The 26,069-nt window shown below is 64.1% G+C and carries 25 protein-coding genes and 1 tRNA gene; 14 read left to right on the top strand and 12 right to left on the bottom strand.

Features of this window, described 5'->3' with window-relative positions; genetic code table 11:
• Positions 1–156 precede the first annotated feature (156 nt).
• Complete coding sequence (locus tag CCC_RS03330; protein ID WP_456095275.1) at positions 157–1,695, top strand: nitrite reductase; 1,539 nt, start codon at positions 157–159, stop codon at positions 1,693–1,695.
• Between the two features lie 83 nt (positions 1,696–1,778).
• Here CCC_RS03330 and CCC_RS21010 read toward each other — a convergent pair whose 3' ends face one another.
• From CCC_RS21010 to CCC_RS03300, 6 genes are all read right to left on the bottom strand, one after another.
• The gene (locus CCC_RS21010; RefSeq protein ID WP_009868483.1) at positions 1,779–3,374 is read right to left on the bottom strand and encodes an HD domain-containing phosphohydrolase; all 1,596 of its coding nucleotides are present in this window, start codon (positions 3,372–3,374) and stop codon (positions 1,779–1,781) included.
• Between the two features lie 57 nt (positions 3,375–3,431).
• Positions 3,432–4,202: an alpha/beta fold hydrolase gene (locus tag CCC_RS03320; RefSeq protein WP_009868482.1), complete on the bottom strand. Its 771-nt coding sequence runs from the start codon at positions 4,200–4,202 to the stop codon at positions 3,432–3,434.
• Complete coding sequence (locus CCC_RS03315) at positions 4,202–4,549, bottom strand: hypothetical protein (RefSeq protein ID WP_009868481.1); 348 nt, start codon at positions 4,547–4,549, stop codon at positions 4,202–4,204. Before CCC_RS03315 ends, CCC_RS03320 begins: the two co-directional genes overlap by 1 nt.
• A gap of 163 nt (positions 4,550–4,712) precedes the next feature.
• Positions 4,713–4,789 (bottom strand) — tRNA-Arg (locus CCC_RS03310).
• A gap of 36 nt (positions 4,790–4,825) precedes the next feature.
• Positions 4,826–5,134, bottom strand: a complete 309-nt coding sequence (locus CCC_RS03305; RefSeq protein WP_009868480.1) for an ETC complex I subunit — start codon at positions 5,132–5,134, stop codon at positions 4,826–4,828.
• A gap of 123 nt (positions 5,135–5,257) precedes the next feature.
• Positions 5,258–6,637 carry a carbohydrate porin gene (locus CCC_RS03300; protein ID WP_052472922.1) on the bottom strand — a complete coding sequence of 460 codons (1,380 nt, stop codon included), beginning with the start codon at positions 6,635–6,637 and terminating at the stop codon, positions 5,258–5,260.
• A 143-nt stretch (positions 6,638–6,780) separates the two neighbouring features.
• Here CCC_RS03300 and CCC_RS03295 point away from each other — a divergent pair, with 143 nt between their 5' ends.
• From CCC_RS03295 to CCC_RS03260, 8 genes are all read left to right on the top strand, one after another.
• Positions 6,781–8,589, top strand: coding sequence for a helix-turn-helix domain-containing protein (locus CCC_RS03295; RefSeq protein WP_041039776.1), 1,809 nt, complete (start codon positions 6,781–6,783; stop codon positions 8,587–8,589).
• 397 nt (positions 8,590–8,986) lie between these two features.
• Complete coding sequence (locus CCC_RS03290; protein ID WP_009869273.1) at positions 8,987–9,733, top strand: response regulator transcription factor; 747 nt, start codon at positions 8,987–8,989, stop codon at positions 9,731–9,733.
• A gap of 3 nt (positions 9,734–9,736) precedes the next feature.
• Positions 9,737–11,128: an ATP-binding response regulator gene (locus CCC_RS03285; RefSeq protein ID WP_041039774.1), complete on the top strand. Its 1,392-nt coding sequence runs from the start codon at positions 9,737–9,739 to the stop codon at positions 11,126–11,128.
• 5 nt (positions 11,129–11,133) lie between these two features.
• Complete coding sequence (locus CCC_RS03280; protein WP_009869275.1) at positions 11,134–11,685, top strand: SiaB family protein kinase; 552 nt, start codon at positions 11,134–11,136, stop codon at positions 11,683–11,685.
• A gap of 7 nt (positions 11,686–11,692) precedes the next feature.
• On the top strand, positions 11,693–12,076 hold the full coding sequence (locus tag CCC_RS03275; RefSeq protein ID WP_009869276.1) for a DUF1987 domain-containing protein: 384 nt from the start codon (positions 11,693–11,695) through the stop codon (positions 12,074–12,076).
• 5 nt (positions 12,077–12,081) lie between these two features.
• A complete protein-coding gene (locus tag CCC_RS03270; RefSeq protein ID WP_009869277.1) occupies positions 12,082–13,098 on the top strand; it encodes a sensor histidine kinase in 1,017 nt (338 codons plus the stop codon).
• Between the two features lie 205 nt (positions 13,099–13,303).
• Positions 13,304–14,737, top strand: a complete 1,434-nt coding sequence (locus CCC_RS03265; protein WP_009869278.1) for a sensor domain-containing diguanylate cyclase — start codon at positions 13,304–13,306, stop codon at positions 14,735–14,737.
• A gap of 98 nt (positions 14,738–14,835) precedes the next feature.
• Positions 14,836–15,597, top strand: a complete 762-nt coding sequence (locus tag CCC_RS03260) for a substrate-binding periplasmic protein (RefSeq protein WP_009869279.1) — start codon at positions 14,836–14,838, stop codon at positions 15,595–15,597.
• A gap of 38 nt (positions 15,598–15,635) precedes the next feature.
• Here CCC_RS03260 and CCC_RS03255 read toward each other — a convergent pair whose 3' ends face one another.
• The 3 genes from CCC_RS03255 to CCC_RS03245 form a co-directional block, all read right to left on the bottom strand.
• A complete protein-coding gene (locus tag CCC_RS03255; protein WP_009869280.1) occupies positions 15,636–16,472 on the bottom strand; it encodes an alpha/beta fold hydrolase in 837 nt (278 codons plus the stop codon).
• An 11-nt stretch (positions 16,473–16,483) separates the two neighbouring features.
• On the bottom strand, positions 16,484–17,266 hold the full coding sequence (locus CCC_RS03250; protein WP_009869281.1) for a PleD family two-component system response regulator: 783 nt from the start codon (positions 17,264–17,266) through the stop codon (positions 16,484–16,486).
• Between the two features lie 194 nt (positions 17,267–17,460).
• Positions 17,461–17,883 carry an RrF2 family transcriptional regulator gene (locus CCC_RS03245; protein ID WP_009869282.1) on the bottom strand — a complete coding sequence of 141 codons (423 nt, stop codon included), beginning with the start codon at positions 17,881–17,883 and terminating at the stop codon, positions 17,461–17,463.
• 205 nt (positions 17,884–18,088) lie between these two features.
• Between CCC_RS03245 and CCC_RS21005 the strand changes: the two genes are divergently transcribed.
• On the top strand, positions 18,089–21,031 hold the full coding sequence (locus CCC_RS21005) for an ATP-binding protein (RefSeq protein ID WP_052472921.1): 2,943 nt from the start codon (positions 18,089–18,091) through the stop codon (positions 21,029–21,031).
• A gap of 143 nt (positions 21,032–21,174) precedes the next feature.
• Entirely contained in the window at positions 21,175–22,137 is a 963-nt protein-coding gene (locus CCC_RS03235; RefSeq protein WP_236686288.1) for a hypothetical protein, read from the top strand.
• Positions 22,138–22,299: 162 nt separating this feature from the next.
• On the opposite strand, the gene CCC_RS03230 is transcribed toward CCC_RS03235, so the two are convergent.
• Entirely contained in the window at positions 22,300–23,079 is a 780-nt protein-coding gene (locus tag CCC_RS03230; protein ID WP_009869285.1) for an enoyl-CoA hydratase/isomerase family protein, read from the bottom strand.
• Between the two features lie 84 nt (positions 23,080–23,163).
• Between CCC_RS03230 and CCC_RS03225 the strand changes: the two genes are divergently transcribed.
• Positions 23,164–23,856, top strand: a complete 693-nt coding sequence (locus tag CCC_RS03225) for an orotate phosphoribosyltransferase (protein WP_009869286.1) — start codon at positions 23,164–23,166, stop codon at positions 23,854–23,856.
• Between the two features lie 135 nt (positions 23,857–23,991).
• Here the strand turns inward: CCC_RS03225 and CCC_RS03220 are convergent, their stop codons facing one another.
• Positions 23,992–24,288, bottom strand: coding sequence for a SemiSWEET family sugar transporter (locus CCC_RS03220; RefSeq protein WP_009869287.1), 297 nt, complete (start codon positions 24,286–24,288; stop codon positions 23,992–23,994).
• A gap of 27 nt (positions 24,289–24,315) precedes the next feature.
• Here CCC_RS03220 and CCC_RS03215 point away from each other — a divergent pair, with 27 nt between their 5' ends.
• Positions 24,316–24,672 carry a CidA/LrgA family protein gene (locus tag CCC_RS03215; protein WP_009869288.1) on the top strand — a complete coding sequence of 119 codons (357 nt, stop codon included), beginning with the start codon at positions 24,316–24,318 and terminating at the stop codon, positions 24,670–24,672.
• A complete protein-coding gene (locus tag CCC_RS03210) occupies positions 24,669–25,388 on the top strand; it encodes an LrgB family protein (protein WP_009869289.1) in 720 nt (239 codons plus the stop codon). The genes CCC_RS03215 and CCC_RS03210 overlap by 4 nt, the downstream gene beginning before the upstream one ends.
• Here the strand turns inward: CCC_RS03210 and CCC_RS03205 are convergent.
• Positions 25,377–25,979 carry a hypothetical protein gene (locus CCC_RS03205; RefSeq protein WP_009869290.1) on the bottom strand — a complete coding sequence of 201 codons (603 nt, stop codon included), beginning with the start codon at positions 25,977–25,979 and terminating at the stop codon, positions 25,377–25,379. The two genes, CCC_RS03210 and CCC_RS03205, sit on opposite strands and share 12 nt — an antisense overlap.
• Positions 25,980–26,069 lie beyond the last annotated feature (90 nt).

Below are 26,069 nucleotides of genomic sequence, written 5' to 3'. Positions count from 1 at the left end.
ATTTCGTGCTCTGGCCACCGTCCGACGGGTTTTTGGCCAAGGGTGTAGTTTGACGTAAGGGAGGGTTGTGGCATGTGGAAGGGAGTTCGGAACGCATTGTTGCTGACGGCATTGCCGTTTGCGATGGGGGGTGCCGCGTTCGCCCAGGAAGCGACGTTGAGCAAGGACGCCAAGGAGGCCAGCGCCAAGATTTATTTCGAGCGCTGCGCGGGCTGCCATGGCGTGCTGCGCAAGGGCGCCACTGGCAAGAATCTCGAACCGGCCAATACCACCAAGCTGGGTCAGGCCCGCCTCGAGAAGATTCTCACCAACGGCACCGACGGCGGCATGGTCAACTTCGACGACATCCTGACCAAGGATGAGATCAAGAACATGGCCACCTATATCCAGATGACCCCCGACGTTCCGCCGGAATGGGGCATCAAGGAAATGACCGCGTCTTGGAAGGTCGTGGTGAAGCCGGAAGACCGTCCCAAGAAGCAGTTGAACAAGGTCAACCTGAAGAACGTCTTCTCGGTGACCTTGCGCGACTCGGGCGAGATCGCCCTGATCGACGGCGACACCAAGAAGATCTGGACCATCATCAAGACCGGCTATGCCGTGCACATCTCGCGCCTGTCGGCGTCGGGCCGCTTCGTCTATGTCATCGGCCGCGACGGCAAGCTGGACATGATTGATCTGTGGATGGAGACCCCCGCCGTGGTCGCCACCATCAAGATCGGCATGGATGCCCGCTCGGTGGAAACCTCCAAGTTCAAGGGCTTCGAGGATAAATACGCGGTGGCGGGCTCCTACTGGCCGCCGCAATACGTGATCATGGACGGCGCCGACCTGAAGCCGCTCAAGATCGTCTCGACCCGCGGCATCACCGTGGACGGCGAATACCACCCGGAACCCCGCGTGGCCTCCATCGTCGCCTCGATGATCAAGCCCGAATGGGTGATCAACATCAAGGAAACCGGCCTGATCAAGCTGGTGGATTACTCCGACATCAAGAATCTGAAGGAGACCACCATCGAATCGGCCAAGTTCCTCCACGACGGTGGCTGGGACGCGTCCAAGCGCTATTTCCTGGTGGCCGCCAACGCCTCCAACAAGGTGGCCGTGGTCGATACCAAGGACGGCAAACTGGCCGGCCTGGTCGATACCAAGTCAAAGCCCCATCCGGGCCGTGGCGCCAACTTCGTTCATCCCAAGTTCGGTCCTGTCTGGGCCACCTCCCATCTGGGCGCCGACGTGATCACCCTGATCGGCACCGATCCAGCCAAGCATAAGGACCAGGCCTGGAAGGTGGTCGCCGAACTGAAGAACCATGGCGCCGGTTCGCTGTTCGTCAAGACACACCCCAAGTCCAACAATCTGTGGGCCGACGCTCCGCTGTTCCCCGAAAAGGACATGGCCGAATCCGTCACCGTCTACGACATCAAGAACCTGGACAAGGGACCCGAGGTCATCAACATCGCCAAGCTGGCCGACCTGCCCGAGACCAAGGCGGTCAAGCGCGCGGTGCAGGCCGAATACAACGAGAAGGGCGATGAGGTCTGGTTCTCCATCTGGGCCGGAAAGACCGATCCCTCGGCCATCGTGGTCATGGACGACAAGACCCGCAAGGTGAAGGCGGTGATCAAAGACCCCAAGCTGATCACGCCCACCGGCAAGTTCAACGTCTACAACACCCAGCACGACATCTACTAAGAGACCCCTTCAAACTCCACCCTACGCCCCGGGAATCGCATGGTTCCCGGGGATTTTTTTCGACTAAGTGTGATCGCTGACGATTATTGAATGGTGGGCCGCCCCAGCGGCAATTGCCCCTCGGCCACCAGTGCCCGGCAGGCGTCCACCACCTCGGCGTCGAAGCTGCTGCCCCGGTGCGTGATGATCTCGCGCATGGCGGCCTCCAGGCCCAGGGCCGCGCGATAGGGACGGTCGGAGGCAATGGCCTCGACCACGTCGGCCACGGCCAGGATACGGGCTTCGAGAAGGATTTGGTCCCCCTTCAGCCCGTCGGGATAGCCGCTGCCGTCCATGCGCTCGTGGTGATGACGCACCATGTCGGCGATGGGCCAGGGAAAATCCACGCCGTTGAGAATCTCGCAGCCATCGGCGGAATGATTGCGGATGATATCGAATTCGATGGGTGACAGACGGCCCGGACGGGTCAGCATCTCGGCGGGAACTCCGATCTTGCCGATGTCGTGAATGGTCCCGGCCACCCTCAGTCCCTTGAGCTGCTCCTCGGACAGTCCCATTCTCCGGCCGATGGCCACGGCGATCTCGGCGACCCGGCGCTGATGGCCAGCGGTATAGGGATCACGCACCTCGATGGTGGAGGCCACCGCCTCGATGGTCCCCTCCAGGGCGCGTTCCAGCGCCAGCTGCGCCAGTTCGCCGCTCTTGATCTGCCGTTTGAGATCGCCGGTATGGACCAGCATCCGCCCGGTCAGCGGCCGCAGGATCAGCACGAAACCGGCGATGCCGAAACCGACCAGCACCAGGGCGCCCAGAACCACGGACAGGACCAACTGGTCGATATTACTGTGCAATTCGGCCAATTCCTGGCGCACGACCACGATCCAGTCGGTACCGGGCAGGCGCTGGGCCAAGACCACGTCCGGGACACCGCCGGGCCGTGTCAGATACAAAGGCTCGGGGTCGGCCCCGGCCTTGGAGAAGGCCTCCGTCACCTCTTCGTCGACGGATGCCGCGCCGTCTCGGCGGGGAAAGAACACTTCGGCCCCGGCCGTGCCCATGCGCCCCAGAATGATTTCACCGGTGCGGCCCAGCGTCTCGACATCCGCCACACTGGCGCGCAAGCCCTGGGCATCGAACAGCAGCAGGTCATGACCTTCACGCACGCCATCGCGACCCATGATCGGAGCCGAGGCCAACATCATCCAGCGCCCATCGATCAGCCTGGGGGCGCCCAGGGCCGGAGGCTCGCCCTTTTCCGGCGACCACAGAACTGGCGGAATGGCCTTGCCCACAAAGACCAGGGGCTGATAATCGCGGCCGACACGCAATATGCCCTGCATGTCACGCGACAGCTTCATGGAATCGGCCAGCTTGTCGGCGCTAAAGGCCTGAAGCTTGTCCAGGCCCATGGCGCCACGGTTATAATTGGCCAGGGCATCGCGGATGACGCTGCGGCTGGTCACCTGCCGGGCCATGTCGCCCATGCGGTCCAGGGACTCGCGCATGGCGGCGACCTGAAGATCCAGGCCGTGCTCCAAAGCCAGATCCGCCGAGCGGACCATCTGGCGATGCAGCGGAATGATGGAGGCCGTGGCCACCCCCAATCCCACGACGGCCATGGCCAACACTGCGTACAAGATGATGTTGCGCTGCAGTTTGACCGCGTCGATGACCTGCACGGATAATCGCCCTCAGAAATTGACCAAAGTCAATCTACAGCCAGCAAATACGAATAACTACAGGAAAGACCCGATGGCAGACATGAATGCAGACGGATTGTCGGCGTGAACCCAGTGCCCGGCGCCGGGAATCTCCACGCTTTCGGCCTTGGGAAAGAATTGCGCGATCACGTCCTCATGGGCGGGACGGATATAATCCGAGGTCTCACCGGCCACGAACAGGGTGGGCCCTTGAAACGCGGTATCGTCGGGGAAATGCGGAAAGGCCAGAATATCGTCCATATGGGCGCCGAGGACCGCCAGATTGGGCCGCCAGCGATAGCCGCCCGCCCCACCTTCCAGATTCTGCATCAGGAAGGCCCTGACGCCCTTGTCGGGAATGGCCCCGGCCAGGGCGGCCTCCACCTCGCCGCGTGACGAGACCTCGCCCAGGGGCACGCCCCGCATGGCCTTGATATAGGGGGCGAAAGTGTGGCTGTACGACACCGGGGCGATATCGACCACCACCAGCCTCTCCACCAGTTCGGGCCGGGAAAGCGCCAGGGTCATGGCCGCCTTGCCCCCCATGGAATGTCCCATGATCGCCGCTCTTCCGCCCAGATGCTCGATCACGGAGGCCAATTCGCGGGCCATGAAGGGGTAATCCATGATCTCGGTCCAAGGGCTGGAACCATGATTGGGCAGATCCAGCGCCAGAACCCGGCGGCTTTCGCCCAAGGCCTTGACCACCGCGCCCCAATTGCGGGCCGAGCCCAGCAATCCGTGCAGAATCAGCAGCGGCACCCTGTCCGCGGCGGCGCTTCCGGCCTCGATAGCATTCAGTTTCATCAGTGCCGGAACAGATGGGACCGGCCGACCAGCAGGCGGCCGATATGGCGGCCCACCACCTTCATCAGCGAGAAGGTGGGACGGACGAATTCCACCGCCACCCAATCGGGCCCCAGGGCGCGCACCATGGCCACGCCCCTGGCCAGAGGGTTGGGGTCCTCATAGGCCGAACGCAGTTCGAAGGAAAAGCGATAGCCATGGGCGAGCAAGCCGGGCGGCCTGCGGAATTTCAGCCCGCCGATGGAGATATCGACGACCTCGACCAGGATACCGTCGAACAGCATGAACAGGCCCTCGCCCTCGTGGCGATCATCAACGCGGCGGTCATTGCTGGAGCTCACGGTCATTTCCCTCACGGATGGACGAGGCTCCACTCTAACAGGGCAAACCGTCCGGCGCATCCATCGTATTGCGCCGCGGCGTCACATCGCGTGCCGCCGCTTACACTCCAGGGGAAGGCTCCTCAATGCCCATATCCGACACTGTCCGGCCGATCCACGCGCGCGAGAATGGCGCGCCCTGCTGGGCTCGAACCAGCGACCTGCCGCTTAGAAGGCGGCTGCTCTATCCAACTGAGCTAAGGGCGCCCAAAGCCGCCTGGGCCCGGCGGAGCCTGGGCGCGATCAGAAGCGGCCGAATTCCAGCTTGTCGTAGCGGAAATTGTCGGCGTAGTTCTTGGGCTTTTGCAGACGGGGGTTTTCGGCGGCGACGGAATAGTCCAGGCCCTTCTTCTTGGCGAAGGCCACGGCCTCTTCCTTGGTGGCGAACTTGACCCGCACCTGCGAGGTGGTGTCGGTCGAGCCGACCCAGCCCATCAGATTATCCGGCTGCTTGGGAGCCGCCGGCTCGTATTCCAGGACCCAGGACTTGGCGTTGCCGCTCCGGCCGGATTGCATGGCGGTCTTGGCCGGGCGATAGATGCGGACCTGCATCAATGTCTCTCCTGCTCGTCGAAAGTCCTGACACGGGCGGGACCGAGACAAATCAAGGGGTTGAAGTCCCCTGCCCGATCCAGCCCGCAAGGTATAATCGACGCTTCGGGAATCCGCAAGAACCTACAGCTTGAACACCGTCCGAAGGCCCAGCACCGTGGCGTCCGGAATGGTCTTCCTTGAGTTTTCCGGCAAGGTGGTGGTGCCACCCGGATGGACCACATATTGGGCGTCGGGCACCAGGGTCATCCAAGGCGTTACCTGATAGCGGTAGGTCAGTTCAATGGCCGCCTCGTAATCGTGATCGGGCGCGGTGGCGGTGCCGAAGCGACGGGCATCGGCGTCGCGCGCCGCCAGGGCCGAACTCATTTTGCCGAAGGCGAAGCCGATGGCGGCCACATCGTCGTCACGGCCTTCCAATGGCCCTTTGTAGCTGAGGCCGGAGTCGAAATAGAACGGCATCTGGTTGCGGTCGTCGGGCAGACCGGTGACGCGCAGGAAGGCGGAAAGCCCCAGATCCTCGGTCCCCGCCTCCTTGTACAGCATGCCGTCGAATATGCCGTAAGCCGCCCAATTGCCGCGAACGGTCCGGGCGGAGCCCGCCGCATTGCTGCCGAGGGAGACGCCTGCGATATCATAGCGCTGGTCGGTGGCGCGGCCGTTGTAGTACCAGCCGCCCAATTTGAACATCTTGGGCAGGCCCGCCGCACCCTTTTCCTGGTTGATGCCGTACTGCATCTCGGAGAACCACACGGGCGCCTGGTCCACCGTATAATCGACGCCGCTGCGGTTGCGCTTCTGGGCATCGTTGCCGGCATTGGTGCCGGGCGCCACATTGCCGGTGAACACGCCGCCCAGCACGGCCACCTCTTCCGTGGCCTGAACCTTGATCCGGGTGCCGAGATTGGAAACGGGATAGCCGCCGCCGCCGCTCTGCATATTGGCGGCGAAGGCGCCGGGCCAGCCGAAAGCCGAATTGATCAGATTGGTGGCGACCACGCTGGTGAAGAATTCCTCCTGCATGGGAATCTGACCAAAGCGCAGCGACACTTTGTCGTCCAGCATGCTTTGCTGCAGCCACAGGGAAAACAGCCGGGTCGAGGGCGCGGCCTCGATATCGCGCACGGGGATCAGGTTGCCGATGAAATTGGCCGAAAGCTGGCGTCCCTGGATATTCAGTCCGGTCACATGAAAGGCGCCGCCCTTCCAACCTATGGCCTGTTCCAGATCGGCATCCACATCCACCTGCAAGAGCGCGTCGGCCACGGCGCGGCGTTTGATGCCGCCCGAGACATTGCCCAACACTTCCGAGGTATAGGCGGCATTGACCTTGATGCCCTTCTCGGCCAGATCGGTGCGCAATCCGCCCCAATCGCCGGTCAGGGTATCGCGTTCCCAGAACCCTTTGGGGGCGGCTTCGGCCTCCTCGGCGCGCAGGCTGGTGGAAGTCAGGCACAGGCTGGCGGCCACGGCCAAACCAGCAAAGGCTTTTCCGGTCATCATCGTCAATATCCACCCTCAAGAAATTAAACTGGAGCTTTCCACGGAATAATTAAAATTTGATCAAGGGGTTCGATTGTACCCTGGGCACGGCTTAGGTTAAATTCCGCCTTAAGCGGGGTGCATGGAACGCGCGGCGGACGAACATGGACGTTACGAATTTGCATATGCCACCGCCACCCACGGCTGAGGAAGAGGTGCCGCCGCCCGCCACCGGAGGGGGGTGGCTGACCGTCGCCGAGACCAGCGGTGTTCCGGCATCCCAGGCGGGCGGAGTCCTGGCGCCCTTGCGCCGGGGTCTGGGCCGCATCGCGGCTGGCTGGCGCTATCTGGCCGATCCGGCCGAGCGTCACGCCCTGATGCAACAGGCGCGCGGGGAATTGTCGCGCATGATGCAGTCCTTACAGCGCCCGGCCATGACCGGCAGCCTGGTGACGGCTCCGCCGCCCGCGCCGCCGCCCACGGACATGGCCGAACCCGATGCTGCGGCGCCCTTCGACCCGGAAGCGGCCCTGGCCCGCCTGCGCTCGGCCTTGCGGCAATTGCCCGACAAGGGCGAGGTGATCGTACCTGGCAATCTTCAATCCCTGGACCGGCTGCTGGCGGAGCCGCCCCCTTCCCAGGATTTCGAGGCCGCCGATCTCCTGCACGATTGCTTTCCGCGCGGAACGCGGCATTCGGGCAACCGGGTTCTGCTGGCGGTGGCCCGCAACCTGACCCGCAATTTCGGCCGCCCCGGCCGCCTGCCCATGACCAGCGGCAAGTCCTGGACCATGCTCAATCCGGCCATCTTCACCGATCAGCTGGCCGCCCAACTGTCCGAGATCTGCGATTTCATTCTGAACTGGCAGGCCCAGGAAAAAAACTTCCTGATTTTGGAATTCGCCGAGGTGGAACTGATCGAATATCTGTTCGAGCATCTTCATCCCCGGCGTCACGGCGCCTTGCTGATCAAGGTGATGGACTTCAAGGTCCTGTCCACCCGCCGGGCCGGATTGTTGCGGCGCATCCCCGCGCGGGTGCGCCGCTTCGTCCAGCACACCACAGGCGCTGATCCGGCGGTTCCCCAGGCCTATGCCAAGGACACGGCCGCATTGCTGGAGCTCATGGAAAAGCGGGTGGCGTTCCGGCCGGTCGTGGATGCCGCCGCCGCCGCGCGGGCCGAAGTGGACAAGATCATCGAGCGCCTGGTGCCGCAGCAACAGGAGCTAGGAACCCAGCTGCTGGGCGCGCTGGCACCGGACGACAGTCTGGCCGCGTCCCAGCCCCGTCTGGGCCCGATCATGCAGGCCCTGGGCCCATCCGCCGCCCCCGCCCCGCAAAATGCCGTTCCGCCGGGACTCATTTCTGCAGCGCCCATGCCGCCACCCACGCCGCCGCAGTCGGTTTCCGTGTCCGCGCCGCCGCGCCCCGCCGGATTGCCGGTGCCGGTCGTTCCCCAGCGCAAGCGTTTCGCCAATATCCAGAAGACCGAGGCGGTCATGCGGGTGTTGGCCGGAGAGAACCGCGAACAGGTCGCCGCCGCCCTGGGCGCCACACCGGATCTGGTGGAGCGCTGGCTGGATTCCTTCCTGAACGGCGGGGCGGCGGCCCTGGCGCCCCGGTCGAAAGCCAAGACGCCCCGGACCAAGACATCCAAGGCGCGCGGCAAGAGCGCGGCACCCGTTGACAGCGCCTCCATCGACGACCTCAAGGCCAAGCTGCAGGCGCTGTTGCAGACCGTCGAGGTGCTGAGCACCCAGATTCAATCCCGGCCCGCCGAAACCCGATCCAGCCCGCCTGCCGCCCTCCCCGCTCCCGAGCCTGCTCCCGAGCCCGAGATCGAGCAAGAGCCCACGTCCCAGCGGAGCGAGGAGGTCTTGCAACTCCCGGCTACGCCGCCTCAGGGGTTTCCGACGGAAGACCTGAATCCCCCTCCACGGCTGAAACGCAGCCGGACACCAAGGCGCCGATGACCGACCGGCTGCGATGAATTTCCCCCGGCGAACGCAGAGATCGTCACTTTTATGAATATTCACTCCGATAGTGAGACCACATATTCGCCAACCACAATTCAGGACCGATGTCGCGCGACGATAAGGGCACGCCGCCAATGCGCGGAAAAGCCTTGGTTCTTTGGAATAATTCCCACAATCCCCATATGCCTTACGGTTATGCCAAACGGGCCGGTAACGAAACATGACGCGGGCCATGCCCCAGCAAAGCGGCCCCAGGCCTTGATTCCACCGTGATAGGCCAGTTTACCGTCCCCTCCGCAGGAACACCTCGTCACATAGTGCGACGACTTGTTATTGTACGTAACTCGGTGTTTATGATTTTCCTGTCGCAATGATTTTCGGAGGTTTCAACCCAATGGCGCGGATCGCGGTAGTCGAGGACGAGGCTCCTCTTCGGGCGGATCTGGTCGAATACCTCTCGGCGTGCGGGCACGATGTCATCGGCTGCGGCGACGGGAAGGAGCTTGACCGCGCTCTGGATGAACGTTCCGTCGAGATCATCATTCTCGACATCAATCTGCCGGGAGAGGGCGGTTTTTCCATCGCCGGACGGCTGCGGTCCCATTCCGACGTGGGCATCATCATGCTGACGGCGCGGGGCTTGAACGTCGACCGGGTGGTCGGCCTGGAAGTCGGCGCCGATGTCTACATGGTCAAGCCGGTGGAACTGCGCGAACTGGAAGCCCAGGTCCGCACCCTGGCCCGGCGCATGCGCGTCTCGCAGCCCGCTCCGAGTCAGGCGGAACCCCGTATGTCCGACGAGACCCCGGCCCAGCCCTCCGCGGCTTCGCCGGTTCCCACCGAATGGATCTACGACCAGTTGACCTGGACGCTGATCGCGCCCGACGGCAAGTCCATCAAGCTGACCGGCAATGAGCGGGTCTTCGTCTCGCTGCTGGTCTCGCGTCCGGGCGAGCCGGTGTCGCGGGACGAAATCTTTCGGGCCTTGGGCAAACGCGGTTGGGACCCGGCCGACCGGTCGGTGGATTCCATGGTCCGGCGCCTGCGGGCCAAGGGAGACGAGACATTCGGCCATCCCCTGCCCATCGAATCGGTTCACAGCGTCGGTTACGCCTTCGCGGCGCCCGTCGGCCTGCGATAGCCGATGGCGGAGCCGCGCAAACTCTCGTTAAAGCCACGCGGCGACGCTTCCGCCCACGCCCCCGCTGCTCCGCCATGGCCGGTGCTGATCGTCGATGACGACGAACAGGTCCACCAGATGACCAGGGTCGTTCTGCGCGATCTGTCCTATATGGGCCGCCCGTTCAAATGCATCGAGGCCACCTCGGCCGCCGAGGCCGCCGCCATCCTCGACCTCCAGCCGGAAATTCCGGTGGTGTTGCTGGACGTGGTGATGGAGACCCCCGATGCCGGTCTGCGTCTGGTCCGCCATATCCGCGAGGAATTGGGCAACCGCCGCATCCGCATCATCTTGCGCACCGGCCAACCCGGTGACGCGCCCGAGCGCGACGTGGTGCTGGGCTATGACATCAATGACTACAAGAGCAAGTCGGAACTGACCGCCCAGAAGATGTTCACCGCCCTGGTGGGCGCGCTTCGGGCCTGGAACGACATCACCACCATCGAAAGGCTCAATGCCGAACTGGCCGGGCTCAACAATGCGCTGGAGCGCAAGGTGGAGGAACGCACCGCCGAACTGCGCGAAAGCAATCTGGCGCTCGACCGCTCCAAAACCCGCGCCGAGACCGCGCTGCTGCGCGAAACCGAGGCCAAGGGCCAGTTGCGCCAGTTCCTGTCCATGGTCAGCCACGAATTCCGCACACCGCTGGCCATCATCGATTCCTCGGCCCAGATGCTGCGCATCCGCGTGGAGAAGAGCGATCCCGGCGGCGTCGCCCGCCTGGACACCATCCGGGGCGGCGTGCAGCGCCTCTTGGGCCTGATCGACACCTGTCTGGCCGACGAACAGTTGGAAAGCGGCCGCATCGTCTTACACGAAAAGTCCTTCGATATCGGTCCCATGATCGAAGTGGCGCTGTCCCATTACCGGGTGGCCTCGCCGACCCATCGCTATTGCGCCCAATTCACGCCAGGCCTGGCCGTCTGGGGCGATCCCGGTATGATCGCCCTGGTGATCAACAATCTGGTGGGCAATGCGGTGAAGTACTCCCCCGCGGGCTCCGACATCTTCGTGGCCGCCGCCGCCGATGGCGGCGATGTGGCCATCAGCGTCACCGACCAGGGCATGGGCATTCCCGAGGAAGATCAGGACAATATTTTCGAACGCTTCCACCGCGCCGCCAATTCCAAGGGCATCCCCGGCTCCGGCATCGGTCTGCACATGGTCCGCCAGATTGTCGAAATGCATGGCGGCACCGTCACGGTGCAAAGCCAGTTGCAGCGGGGCTCTTGCTTCACGGTGCGGCTGCGTCCGTCTCCCGGCCCGGGCGCCGAGGGCATCGATCCGGTGCAAGACGGCTTGAGCGCCCCCGTCCCCGATGATACCGTCCTTGATCTCGGCGAAGGCAACAGGTAGCCAGCATGCTTGCGAAGCAATACAGGTCGTTCAAACACGATCTCGACCAGCGCGGCATCATCTTCTCGTTCTCGGGCTATCTGTCCGAGGAGATCTTGTATTCCCTGGGCAATGCCCTTCGCCAGAAGATGACCTTGGAAGACGCCAACATCACCACGGTGAAGAAGGTGTTCTCCGTCTTCGTGGAGCAGGCCCAGAACATCATCCGCTATTCCGCCGAAAAGCTGTCCGGCGACGCGGGCCAAACCATCGAATTGTCGTCGGGCATGGTGACCATCGGCACCGAGAACGACCGTTTCTTCATCGTCTGCGCCAATGTGGTGCTGGCCACCGACGAGCCCCGGCTGCGCCAAAGGCTGGAACTGCTGCGCTCCATGGACCGGGACGCCATCAAGGCCTATTACAAGGAGCAGCTCCGCGAGGCGCCGGAAGAGCAGAGCAAGGGCGCCACCATCGGACTGATCGAGATCGCCCGGCGCGCCAGCGAACCCATCGAATTCGATTTCGACCCCATCGACGATCAGAAGTTCTTCTTCTGTATGAAGGTCTCCATCTGAGGTGCTTATGGATAACTTGACGATCGCGGCTACGGAACGCTCGCCTGCGGTGGATTTCGATTTCGCCGCCGGGCGTCTCAGCCTTAAGGGCGAATCCTATCCCGAAGACGCATCGGCGGTGTTCGGCCCCATCTTCTCGGCCCTGGAGACCTTTTTCGCCGCGACCGAGGGCCGCGAGGTGACCTTCGATTTCGACATGGCCTATTTCAACAGTTCCAGCGCCAAGGCGCTCATGAACATGTTTCAGATGCTCGATCAGGCCGCGGCCTCCGGCTGCCGGCTCACCGTCAACTGGTTCTTTGCCGCCGACGACGACACCATGAAGGAGTTCGGCGAGGATTTCAGCGAGGATCTGGATCACGTCACCTTCAATCTGGTGGCGGTCGAGTAGTCCCCTTGAGCGGCTTCAACCTCTTCGACGCCGAGGAGAAAAGCCTGGAGCAGGCCGAAGACCTGCGCCGCCAATTGGACAGTGCCCCCGAACCCGTCCGCGAGGGTATTGCCTCCCTGGTGGAGGCATACCGCCGCAGCGTGCGCGAACAACGCCGCCTCGTGCGGGTGTCCGACCGCCTTCAGGCCCAGTTGGCCTCGGTCAACCAGGAGTTGGGCAAGCGCAAGGCCGAGGCCGAAGGTGCCCTGGAAGATCTGAAAGCCGCTCAGGAATCCCTGGTTCAGGCGGAAAAGCTGGCCTCGCTCGGCGCCCTGGTGGGCGGTGTCGCCCATGAGATCAACACGCCCGTGGGAATCGCCTTGTCCTGCGCCTCCCATCTGGCCGATTCCACCGGGTCCATGCGCAAACTGTTCGAAGCCGATGATATCTCGGTGGACGACTTCGAGCGCTTCATGGACACGGTGAAGGATACGACATCTCTGATCCTGTCCAATGTGGAACGCGCCGCCGAACTGATCCGCAGTTTCAAGCAGGTGGCGGTGGACCGCACCTCGTCGGAACGGCGCCGCTTCGATCTGGCCACCTATATCCGCGAGACCCTGTTCAGTCTGGGCCCCCATCTGCGGCAAGCGGGCCATTCTGTGTGCCTGGACTGCCCCGAAGGCGTGATCATGGACAGCTATCCCGGCGCCCTATCCCAGGTGCTGGGCAATTTCGTCATGAACTCCCTGGTCCATGGCTTCGAACCGGGGGAACTGGGCACTTTGTCCATCCGGGTGGAGCGCCAGGGGACTGGCGGCGTGCGGCTGATCTATGCCGATGACGGCAAGGGAATTCCAGAAGACAATCTGGGGCGCATCTTCGATCCCTTCTTCACGACCAAGCGGGGCAGCGGCGGGTCGGGCCTTGGGCTTCACATCGTATACAATCTGGTGACAGGCCCGCTGGGCGGCAGCGTCAGCGCCGAATCCCCGAAGGAGGGCGGCACCGTTTTCACCATGACCATGCCGCTCAGCCCCTAAAGCGTGATGCCTTAAATATGCATCACGCTTTGGCTTCATTTATTTTGCCCTCTGCCTTAGCGGGCGCCTCCGCGCCCTTGGCCGCTCGCTCAATGCTCTCATCAGCACCGCGCCTCATATTTGAGGCTCGGTGCTCTAATCCTTCGTCACACTCCGGTTCAATGCGGGGGTGGCTTGGCTCAACTCAGGGGTAGAGCATAAGCCCATGAGCAAAAGCGCGGACGACAAGGTCAAACTTACCCTGCGTCGGGCGGAAAGCCGCCCCGAGGCCGACGGAAATGCCACTTGGCCTGTCCTGGTTGTGGATGACGACCCCGACGTTCATTCCATGACGCGGGTTCTGCTGCGCGATTTCAGTTTCCAGGGCAAAGGGTTCGAGGTGATCAGCGCCATGTCGGGCGCCGAGGCCCGCACCGTGCTGAGCACGCGCGACGACATTCCGGTGATGCTGCTGGATGTGGTGATGGAGACGCCCGATGCCGGGTTGTCTCTGATCCGCCATGTGCGCGACGATCTTGGCAACCGCCGCCTCGCCATCGTCCTGCGCACCGGCCAGCCGGGCGAAGCGCCCGAGCGTGACGTCATGCTGGCCTATGACATCAACGACTACCGCTCCAAGACCGAACTGACCGCCCAGAAGCTGTTCACCTCGCTGATCGGCGGGCTGCGTTCCTGGATTCACCTCTCGACCATCGAGGCGATGGCGTCCAATCTGGAACGCCGGGTGGAGGAGCGCACCTGCCAGTTGGACGAGGCGCGGCGCTTCGCCGAAAGCCTGGTGGAAACCCTGCCCAATCCCCTGTGGTTCACCGATCCCGACGGCTCGCTGCGACTTTACAACCGCGCCTTCCGCGAGATGTTCGCCGTGGACGGCACGGACTGGCACGGCCAGCCCGCACATTCGGTCCTGCCCCAGCCCCTGGCCGGGCTGGACCAGTTGGCCGATATGAGCCTTAAAGCGGGCGGGCCGGGTGGGCTGGCCTTCGAGGCGTCCCTCGACCGGCCGGGCGATCCGCGCACCCTGGTGGTCAACAAGGCAATGGTGATCAGCGATTGCCGCGGCATGCCGGACGAACCCATGGGCACTATCGGCATCGTCACCGACATCACCGAACGCAAGCGCATGGAAAGCCAGTTGCGCCATCTGGCCACCACCGACGAACTGACCGGCTGCCTCAACCGCCGTGCCTTCTTCGTCGTGGCTGAACAGGAGCTTGAACGGGCCAGCCGCTATGGCGGCTCCGTCTCGGTGCTGATGATCGATATCGACCATTTCAAGCAGGTCAACGACCGCCACGGGCACGCGGTGGGGGACAGGGCGCTGAAAGCCGCCACCGCCGCCATCCGCGCCAATCTGCGCGAAATCGATTCCTTCGGCCGTTTGGGGGGCGAGGAATTCGCCGCCATGCTGCCGGAAACGCCCCTGGCCGGAGCCCTGCTGGTCGCGGAACGCCTGCGCGAAGCCGTGGCGGCCATCGTCTTGCCCTTGGGCGAGAATGAGGCACCGCTTCGCCTCACCACCAGCCTGGGCGTCGCCGAACGCAGGGCGGAGGAGACATCCCTGGATCAGATCCTGGCCCGCGCCGATACGGCGCTGTACCGTGCCAAGGCCGAAGGCCGCAACCGCGTCCTGGCCTGATCCCCTCACCCCTTCCACGCATCTTCCCCCCTTCCCCATCCCACCTCCATAGGGCATAGTACGCGAGTTGTGACCTAATGTAGCGAAGGGGATGGCCGATGCTGAGAGCGGCTCTCATCATCTTGAGCTTGATGTCGGCCCTGCCTGCCTGGGCCGCACAGATCGTCAAGGTGGGGGGATACGAGTTCGCCCCCTTCGTGGAGGCCGGCGCCCAGGGCAAACCCGAGGGTCTGGCCCTGGGACTGATCGAGGCCATGAACGCCCATCAGGACCGCTACGTCTTCCAGTTCGTGCCCACCTCGCCCAACCGCCGCTACAAGGATTTCGAGGCGGGCCAGTTCGACGTCATCTTGTTCGAAAGCCCCGATTGGGGCTGGACCGAGCGCAAGCTGCCGATTCAGCCCTCGCGGGTCTATCTGGACGGCGGCGAGTTGTACATCGCCCAGGCCAAGCCGGAGAGAGGACAGGAGTACTTCGCCGACCTGACGGGCAAGCGCATGGTGGGCATCCTGGGCTATCACTACGGTTTCGCTGGATTCGAGGCCGACCCGGCCGTGCTGGCGTCCCGTTTTCGCATGATTCTGGTCAAGGACAATGCCGCCAGCATCGAAATGATCCTCAAGGAGAGGGGCGACGTGGCGGTGGTCACCGACGCCTATCTCAAGCGCTGGCAGCGGACTCATCCCGATGCCGCCCCCCGGTTGCTGGTCTCCGAACGCTTTGACCAGCGCTATGCCCACCGTGCCCTGGTGCGGACCAACGGACCGATCTCCACCGACGAGATCGACCGCCTGCTGACCCATATGGACCTGGACGGAACCCTGACCCGGTTGTGGCGCAAGTTCGGCATCAGGGACTGATCACAGCCTGTCTTGGGTTTCGGCCCGTGGCGGGCCGGTCAGGCCAGGAAATCCTCGATCACCCCGATCTGCTCGGGCACATTGAGGGACGGGGCGTGGCCGCAGCCCGCAACCGTCACCAGCCTTGCCTTGGGACCGCGCCGGGTCATCTCCTGGGCCACCTCGGGCAGCAAGAGATCGGATTCGGCGCCACGCAGCACCAGTGTCGGACATGTAATCAGGTCGTATTCGCCCCAGGCCTCGTAATCGCCCGCCGTTTCGGCGAAGACCCGCATGACCGCGGGATCGTAATGGGGGGTGATGCGCCCGTCGCCGCGCCGCCTTGCCGAAGTCTCGGTCATGCGCCGCCACTCCAGGTCGGTCTGAAAACCGTAAGGCCGGTAGACCTGACGCAGATAGGCCTCGAACTCGGTCATGGTGCGGAAGCTGGGATGCTGGGCGAGGTAGTTGCGGATGCGCTCCACCGCCACGGGATTGAGGGTGGGGCCGATATCGTTCATCACCAGCCGGTCCATGCGCCCGGCCAAGGGACCCGCCGCCAGCAGCATGCCCAACGCGCCCCCCATGGAGGTGCCGATCCATGTCACGCGGTCGATGCCCAACAGACCGAGCAGTTCCAAGGCATGCTTCATATAGGCGGCCAGGGTGTAGTCCCGCCGGGGCACCCGAGACCAGCCCGACAGGCCGCGTCCCAATGTGTCGGGGCAGACCACCCGGTAGCGGTCGCAGAAATGGGCCGCCAGGGTGTCGAAATCCCGTCCGGTCCGGGCCAGGCCGTGCCACATGACCAGGGCGGGCGCGGCCTCATCCCCCCATTCGGTGACATGAAGTTCCCGCCCCATGACGGAAAGATAGCGGGAGCGGGACGACGTCATGGCGGCTGTCTTTAGGTGATGTTGAACCGCGCCAGGGTTTCGGCCAGATCGTCGCCGAACTTAGCCCCCTTGCGGATCAGCGACGCCCTGGGCGGCAGGCCCTTCAGCTTGGGATTGCCCCATTCATAGCTGGTGAACAGGGCGAAGGGAATGCTCTCGGTCACCGGCATGGCGCCTAGCGCACAGCCCAGATCGACGCCCGACAGCAGGCCCAGTTCCACCGAGGCGATCACCATGTCTGGGCGGGTCCGCACCACGGTCTCCATGGCGGAAAAGCCGTCGCGGATGGTGGATGTGCGATAGCCGCAGGCCGCCAGTTCGCGCTCGACGATGCGCGACATGGCCTTCTCCGGCACCACCAGCAAAATCTCGACGTTCTTTTTCTCGATCTTGCCGAAATCGATGTCGGCGGTGCGCTTGGCGGGCAGGGAACGCACCACGGCGGGGGCATCGGCCTCGGAGATCTGCTCGCCATCGGCCAGCTTCTCGATCTTGTCGACGAAAACCTGGATTTCATCCAGTTCGGCCGATCCAGCTTCCTTCAGCTCGCCCACATATTCGTCGAAACGGTGGGTGACCAGCTTGATCATGGGCAGGGACAGGCCCTGGGCGGTGCTGCGCAGATTGCTGGCCTCGCGCTTCAGGGTGGCCAGACCATCGGCCGGAGTGATGCTTTTAGACCGCATATTGCCGACCAGCACCTGAAGCTGGCTGGCGGTGTCGCGCAGCTCTTCCAGGAACTCGTTGATGACCCGAAGCTCGTTCTCGTTGTCGGCGTTATCAAAGGCGGCCATTTTCCCCTCCCCCCCAAAGCTCTATGACGGCAAAGGGATACACCAGATGCAGCAAAGTGAAAACCCATCCGTAGGATAATGCCCAGGCCATCGGATGAAGGAACCCCGTCCTTACCCGTCTTCATCATTCCCGCTCTCACGGGGATGGCAGCCCTGAGCAAGGAAACAGTGCCCGGATTATCCAGAGGCTGGGATTATTCCGCCGCCTGGCGCTCGTTATCGAGCATGTCTGCCAGGGTATAACCGTCCAGAACCTTGAAGAAGGCCGACAGACCCGACGACAGCGCGTCACGGGCGATACATCCGGCATTCAGGCGGCATTCGTCGGGAGAGTCGCAGCGCATGCAGCGGACCAGCGCGAAATCGTCCTCGGTCTCGCGGATGAACTGGCCCAGCTTCACATCCTCGGGCTGGCGCAGCAGGCGGACACCGCCATACTTGCCCCGCACAGTCTCCAGATATCCCGAGCGCCCCAGCTGGTGCACAACCTTGGTCAGGTGGTTCTTGGAAATGCCGTAGCGCTCGGCGATCTCGTTGATGGTGACCAGATCGCCATTCTGCCGCCCCACATGGACGAGAACACGCAGGGCATAATCCGTATGCAGGGTGAGACGCATGGCAGGGAATATCCACATTAAAATTGGGTGAACTCAGAACATGCTGGGGTAATCTTTGATTTCGGTCAAGCCAGCCTGAAGGCATGGGGCCCATGCCGAACTGAAATCGTCAGCTTTTTAAGTGGTTTGGCGGCTACCGCCCTTCCCCCGCCCCCCCTCCGCTTGTACCATGGGTCGAGGTGACCAAGGATGGGACCCGCCGGTCATGGCGTATGCGCGCTTCGTTGGTTGGATCAGAGTATTGCCCATCGCCTGGCGTATTCCGCTGGTGGTGGCTCTCAATGTTTGCGTGGCCCTGGCGGTGGGCGGCCTGGGCTGGCACGCCGCCTCGGTCATGGATTCCGACCTGGACGAGTTGCGGACCGTCCAGCACCGCACCAGCGCCCTGGCCGAGATCGACATCCGCGCCTCGCGCCTCCAGGGCATGATCCGCCAGTATCTGGCCAATCCCACCGACGACCTTTTGAAGGACGCCATGCGCCGCTCGGAAGAGCTGTTCGTGGCCATGGGCGACGCCACCGCCCATGAAAAGCCGCTGTCCGAGGATGCCAGCGCCATGCATCAGGCGGCGCGGCGCTTCGTGTCGGGTTTCCAGACGCTGAAGGCCATCAACGCCGACATCTTGCGCCTATATGAAAGCGACGTGCTGCAATCGACCAGCGAGATGTCCGGCCTTTACGCCATTCTCAACTCCACCGCCCGTTCACGTGGCAACGACCCCTTGAGCCCGGCCCTGGTCAAATCCCACGAGAATTTCGTCGAAGCCCTGATTTCCATCAACGCCTTCTACTTCAACGGCGTGGGGGCGGGCGCCATCAACGCCCATGCCAGCCTGCAACGGGTGACCGATACCGTCCCCGCCCTGACCCAACTGGCCAGCAGCGACCTGCAGCGCGACGCCCTGGCGGTGATCGGCACAAGGGCGCGCACCCTGTCGGCAGCCATCGACGCCATCGCGCGCGGCTTTGACGAGCGCTCGCGCATCCTCACCGATGAGGTGGACGCCAGTCAGGCGGTCATGTCGGCGGCCATCGACCGGCTGACCATCCAGGGCCGTGACCGCGAGGAAAAGCTGCAGCGCCGTTCGCGGCATCAGTTGCTGCGCCTCGCCGTGGCGGGAGCCGGGGCCGCGCTGGTCCTGCTGCTGGTCGGCGCCTGGGTCAGCTGGATGATCGGGCAATCCATCCGCTCGCCGCTCCAGCGCCTGCGCGAGACCATGGAGGCCGGGGCGGGCGGCGACTGGTCGCGCGAGGTGGAAGGCCGCGAGCTGCAGGACGAACTGGCGGCCATGGCCCGTACCGTCGAGGTGTTCAAGCGCAACTCCATGGAAAAGCAACGCCTCGAGGCCGAACGGGCCGAGGCCGGACGCCGCGCCGAGGAGGCCAACCGCAGCACCCTTCAAGACCTGCTGGCCCAGATGGAGGCCCACGAACACTCCTCCTCCTTCGCCCAGCCGGTGGCCGCCGCCCCGGAGACCGAGGCCGCCGAGATCGCCGCCGCCTTCAATCGTGTCCTGGCCAAGTTCCACGAGGCCAATCGCGGCCGCGATTCGGCCATCCAGGCCCTGACCATCGCCAAGGAAAGCGCCGAAGCGGCCAATGTGGCCAAATCGGCCTTTCTCGCCGCCATGAGCCACGAAATACGCACCCCCATGAATGGGGTGATCGGCATGATCGAACTTCTGGACCACACCGAACTGGACAGTGATCAGCGCGATCTGGTCTCCACCACCCGCGATTCCGGGTTGGCGCTGCTGCGTATTCTTGACGATGTGCTGGATTTCTCGAAGATCGAGGCCGGACGCCTGGAACTGGAACAAGAACCCGTCCGTCTCGACCGCATGGTCGATAGCGTCGTCCAGACCATCAGCCCTGCGGCGGCGGCCAAGTCGCTTTCCATCTCAACCTTCGTCGATCCTGGCCTGCCGCCCCTGGTGCTGGCCGATCCGGTGCGGCTGCGCCAGATTCTGTTCAACCTGGCTGGCAATGCGGTGAAGTTCACCGCCCAGGGGCTGGTCGCCATCCATGTGGGCCGGTGCGGCACGGACGAACAGGGCCGGGTCATGGTTTCCATTCGGGTGGTCGATACCGGTATCGGCATCGAAGATGCCCTGCGCGACCGCCTGTTCCAGCCCTTTACCCAGGCGGAAAGCTCGACCACAAGGCGCTTCGGCGGGACAGGGCTGGGCCTGTCCATTACCCGGCGTCTGGTGGACCTGATGGATGGAACAGCTGGCTTCGAATCCGAACCGAATGTGGGCTCGTCCTTCTGGTGCCGCCTGCCCCTGCCCACCGCCGAGGATGCCGCGCCCGACAATCTCGCCGAGCAAACAGAGGCCGCCTTCATGGGGCTGCGCATTCTGATCGTCGATCCCGATACCGAGGAGCGGACCCTGGCCGCCCTGGTCACCGAGCAAGGCGGCGCCGCCGTGGTCCGCGTTCCCGGCCCCAGGGAGGCCGAAGCCGCCTCCGCCAAGGCCACCGCCACCCAGGCGCCCTTCGACCTCGCCCTGATCGCCGCCGATTCGCTCTCGCCCGGCCAATTGGCTCCCATGGGCACGACCCCCTTGCTGTTCATCGGGGGACGGGATGGAGCGGAACGGTTTCAATTGGAACGACTGCCCAACTGCCTGGGATTCCTCGGCCGTCCGCTCAGCCGCGCCCAGATCGTCGCGGCGGTGACACGGGTGGTGGGGCCATCGGCTCAGCCGCGTCCCGCCAGCCCCCCGCAGCCGCCTCCGGCTCCGCGCCCCACCTCCTGGACCGGCGCCCCCATCCTGGTGGCCGAGGACCACCCGGTGAACCAGCAGGTGATCCGCCGCCAGTTGCATCTGCTGGGTTTCGCCGCCGAGGTTTTTCCCGACGGTTCGGCGGCCCTGGCCGCCTGGCGGGCCAGGCCCTATTCCTTGGTCCTCACCGACTGCCACATGCCCATCATGGACGGGTTTCAGCTCACCGCCGCCATCCGGGCCGAAGAGGAGGGAAAAGGCCGCCATACGCCCATCCTGGCGCTCACCGCCAACGCCTTAGCGGGCGAGGCTGAACGCTGCCTTGAGGCCGGAATGGACTCCTATCTGTCCAAGCCGGTGGAACTCCCCCAATTGCAGGAAGCCCTGACAAACCTCCTTTCGGACTATGCGAAAGGATAAAGTATTAAGCCTATTCAATAGCATAGCGCTACAAAGAACCATAATTTGTGCTTTGCAGCACAGGTAAAGTCCCGATAACCTAAAACTGGCGTCGGATTTCCTGCCGCCAGGGGCAGATGTAAATGCCACGGGACGATATCAGTGTGAAAAGGACTGCAGGAGCCGCCGCAAAGCTGCCCCACAGCCACAATGATGCCGTCCGCGTCATCAACGATACGCTGAAAGGCCGCGTGGCCGAGGTCTTCCGCGCGCTGATCCCCGCCTTCGAAGGCACTTCGGGGGAAGAGTTCTACGATCTGGTCATGGCCAATTCCGAGATGCTGCACGGCTGTATCTCCATCTTCCGCCGCAACCGCTCGGCCTTCCGCAATCTGCTGGTGGATGCGCGCGGGCGGCCGGTCAATGACGACTTCGTGGCGCTGCGCTGCGGCCGGTCGGTGCACGACGTCATCGCCATGATCGTGCGCACCCATGCCAAGCGCCACTTCAAGGCCACCCTGGGCGGCGACCCCAACGATCCCAAGTCGAAGGCGGGCGCCATGTACAAGGCCATCAACGAATATCTGATCCATGACTGGCAGGTGCCGCTGGTTCCCCATTACGCCCCGCTGCCCTTGGCCAAGGTGCAGGAGATGGGCCCGCGCCTGCTTGACATCCGCGAGGCGGAAATCCTGGATTCCATCACCGCCGCCGCCGCGGCGCCCTCCCTGATCCCCCTCCACGCCCCGCGCCCGCCGTCGCAGCCCGACCTGCCTCAGCGCGAACAGCTCTGGTGGACGGCTCTGAACGATACCGCCGTGATCAAGGTGCTGGGCACCCGCCCCGAATCCGAGACCCGCGAACTGGTCGCCGCCCTGGGCGAAATCAACGATCTGGTCCATGCCGACCTGTTCGCCCGCCTGAACCTCAGCACCTTCCAGGCGGCCATCGCCATGGTCACCGCCTACAAGCTGCTGGGCCGGGCCGGTTTCCGCACCCAGTTCGGCATTCCCGGCAAGCCCGCCGTGGTCGCCGCCATCGCCTTGCGCCTGGACAAGCGCGAGGTCGGCTCCCACACCGACCTCAAAGCCATGCCCCAGTTGATGGAAGCGGCCTTGCGGGGGTAAGGCCACGAAGCGCTCGCTTAAGCTTCCCATCGTCATCCCGGCCTTGAGCCGGGATCCAGGGAGTGCACCTCCAGCCGTTTTCGCGACTCCTGGGCCCCGGCTCGAGGCCGGGGTGACGGATCTGTGAGATTAGGTTGGAACCTATGGACCGTCTGCCGTTCCCTACTCCGCCGTGAAGACCGGCTTGCGCTTGGCGCGGAAGGCGGCAAGGCCCTCGGCGTAATCCTTGGTGTCCAAGAATCGATAGCACTCGTCCAGTTCCGCCTCGGAGACCGGAGTCGGATCGTCCAGGCGCGCGATGAAGGCCTTGTGCCAGCGATTGGCCAGCGGCGCGCCAGCCGCGATGCGCTTGGCGGTGGCGGCCAGTTCAGCCTCCAGCGCCTCGTCGTCGACCACCCGGTTGACCAGACGCTTGGAAAGCGCCTCCTCGGCCTCCATGATCCGGCCTTCCAGTAAGATCTCCAAGGCGGCGGCCGGACCGGCCACCCGGCGGATCTGGGCCAGTTCAGGATAGGCCATCACCACCGAGATCTTGTTGATGGGAACACCGAACTTGCCCGATTTGGCCGACAGCCGGATGTCGCAGCAGCACGCCAGTTCCAGCCCGCCGCCGACGCAGGGCCCCCAGATGGCGGCGATCACCGGCTGGGGACAGGCGCGCACCGTATCCAACGCCTTGCGCATGACCAGATCATAGGCCTTGGCCTGATCGGGGGTGGCGCGCAGCGTGTCGAATTCCTCGATATCGGCACCGGGCGCGAAGGCCTTGGTTCCGGCGCCCCGCAAGATGACCACATGGATGGACTTGTCCGCCGAAATGGCCTCGAAAGCCTCGGCCAAACCGCGCCACATGGGCAGGTTCAGGGCGTTCATGCGGTCGGGGCGGTTCAGGGTCACGGTGGCGATGGCGCCGTCTCGGACCAGCTGGATCACGTCGGACATTTCATTTCCCTATTCTGTCTTCTTGCAGGAAGGCGCGATTGTGCCTATAGAGCCCCTTATCGGCAAGGCAAGAGGGCTCCTCACATGGCAACCACCGTTTCGCGTACCCCGGAACAGAAGCAGGCGGCGCTGACCACCGCGCGCATCCTGCTGGAGATCAAGGCGATCAATTTCCGCCCGGAAGAGCCCTATATCCTGACCTCGGGCTGGGCCAGCCCGGTCTATGTGGATTGCCGCAAGGTGATCTCGTTCCCACGTGCGCGGACCAAGATCTGCGAACTGATGACCAAGGCCATCATGCGCGAAGTGGGCTATGAATCCACCGAGGCCATCGCTGGCGGCGAGACGGCGGGCATTCCCTACGCGGCCTGGATTTCCGACCGCATGGGCCTTCCCATGCTCTACATCCGCAAGAAGCCCAAGGGTTTCGGTCGTAACGCCCAGATCGAGGGCGATTTCAAGGACGGCGACCGGGTGGTGCTGGTCGAAGATCTGGCCTCCGACGGCGCCTCCAAGGTCAATTTCGTCAATGCGCTGCGCGAGGCGGGCGCCAAGGTCGACCACTCCTTCGTGGTGTTCTTCTACGGCGTCTTCCCCGGCGCCATGAAGAGCCTGGAGGAGATCGGCGTCGATCTCGGCTATCTGTGCAATTGGTGGGACGTTTTGGAAGTGGTCGAGGAAGAAGGCCAGTTCGACAAGAAGGCCGTCGAGGCCGTGCGCTCCTTCCTCCACGATCCCGTGGGCTGGTCCGGCCTGCACGGCGGCCGTAACGCCTGATACAGGCCCCTCAATCGCCGGGCGCGGGCCTCCGCCCGCCTGGCTCCCGCGCCATAAGGCGCGCGGCCCCTTGGGCCTAGCCAAGCCTCGACATCATCGAGGCTTGGCGGTGAGCGAATCATACCGGGCAAACATTCAAACGGGGGGCTTGTCGCCCTCCGTTTCCTTACCCATGTTGCGAAGCTTGACCACCAGGATGGTTCCGGCCAGGGCCAGGGTCGGCAGATTGGACGCCACGATGGGCCAGGCTCCCAGCAACAGGCCGTAGACCGTCCACAACGCCACACCGGCGACGAAGCAAATCCACATGGCCAGGGATATATCCCTGGTCTGACGGCTACGCAGGGTCTTGACCACCTGGGGCACGAAGGAGATGGTCGTAAGGATCCCCGCGATGCTACCTAGCAGGTCGGTGGGTGAAAGCCAGTCCATTGGGTGCAGCCTGAAAGGAAACGGATCGTGCTTCCCTATATCACGGTTCTACTGCTCTGCCAGCTTGCCGGTGAAGTGCTGGTCCGCCTTTCCGGCTGGCCCCTGCCCGGCCCGGTGGTGGGCATGGTCTTGCTGTTCACCGGCCTGGTGATCCGGGGCCGGATTCCGTCCGGCCTGGATCTGGCGGTCAAGGCCATCCTGTCCAACTTCGCCTTGCTGTTCATTCCGGCCAGCGTCGGCGTCATGGTCCACCTGAAGCTGATCGCCGAGGAGGCGCTGCCCATCGCGGCGGCGGTGCTGGGCAGCACGTTTGCCACCATCGTGGTGTCCGGGCTGCTGATGCAGGCCCTGACCAAGCGGCCCAAGACGGGGGGCGAGCCATGAATGGCGACCTCGCCAGCATCTGGGTCTACCTTTCCACCTCGCCGCTATTGGGACTGACCTCGACGCTGATCGCCTATCAGGCGGCCATGTGGCTGTTCGAGAAGGGCGGGCGGTCGCCGATGCTCAATCCCATCCTGGTCTCGGTGGCGATCATCGTGGGCTTTCTGATGGCCACGGGGACCGAGTACCGCACCTATTTCGACGGCGCCCAGTTCGTCCATTTCCTGCTGGGTCCGGCCACCGTCGCTCTGGCGGTGCCGCTTTACAACCAGATGCCCATTCTGCGCCGGGCCTGGCCCGCCATCTTGCTGGTGATCGGCGTGGGCGCGGTCATGGCGGGGGCAAGCGCCGTGGTCCTGGCCTGGGCGCTGGGCGGATCGGAAAAGGTGCTGCTGTCGCTGGCCTCAAAATCGGTGACCATCCCCATCGCCATGGGCATCACCGAGCGGATTGGCGGCATTCCTTCGCTGACCGCCGTCATGGTCATGCTGACCGGTATTTTCGGAGCGGTGTGCGGCGGCTGGATCCTCGATCTGTTCCGCATCAAGGATCAGGCGGCGCGCGGCCTGGCCTTGGGCATCGCGTCCCACGGCATCGGCACGGTGCGCGCCCTTCAGATGAGCGAAACGGCGGGCGCCTTCGGCGGCCTAGCCATCGGACTGACCGGTCTGGTCACGGCAATCCTGGTTCCGCTTCTGGTGGGGTTACTGCGGTAGGGCCTTCTTGATCCCGGCCAGGTTCCAGCCCTTGGCGGCCTCGCTCAGCACGTCGGCGCTGCCCAGATTGTCGCCTTCGATCTGCAGCAGGATGCGCGGGCCCGGCACCAGCAGAACTTCACCGTTGCGGCCCTGGGAATCCCAGCGCAGCACCGCGTCCTCGCCGCCGACCTTCACCTTGCGGGTATTGGGCTGGGCCGAGTTGGCCAGTTGGGCCGCCGCCGCGGCCACCGCCGGGCTATCGATGATCAGCGAAACATTCAGCGTGTTGTCGTCGCGGGCATAGGCCCGCGTCACCGCCAGACCTCCGCCGCTGCCCGACAGGGACTGGATTTCCACCGGCTCGGCCTGCCAGCCAGTGGGGGGCGGCGGCAGGAAGTCGCCCAGCATCTTGCCCAGACGGCTTTGCAATTCGGCCACCGCCGCCTCCAACTCAATGGCGGCGCGGGCCAGATCGCCCTTGGCATGGGCGGCGCGGGCGGCATCGAGGCGGACAGGAACGGTATCGGCGGCCAGGGCGGGACAGACCCACAGGGCGGCAAGGCCGAGAAGAAGCGCGGCACGGCGCATGATGGACGATGTCTCCCGCATGTTTCTTCTGATGCTTTACAACGGGAAAGGGCGGGCGGCAAGGATGCGCGGCGCCCCGGCTTCTGATAGATTCTTGCGCAATTGGGGGGA

It is taken from the genome of Paramagnetospirillum magnetotacticum MS-1, from assembly GCF_000829825.1.
Lineage (GTDB): Bacteria > Pseudomonadota > Alphaproteobacteria > Rhodospirillales > Magnetospirillaceae > Phaeospirillum > Phaeospirillum magnetotacticum.
This window is presented reverse-complemented; position numbering and strand designations above follow the sequence as displayed.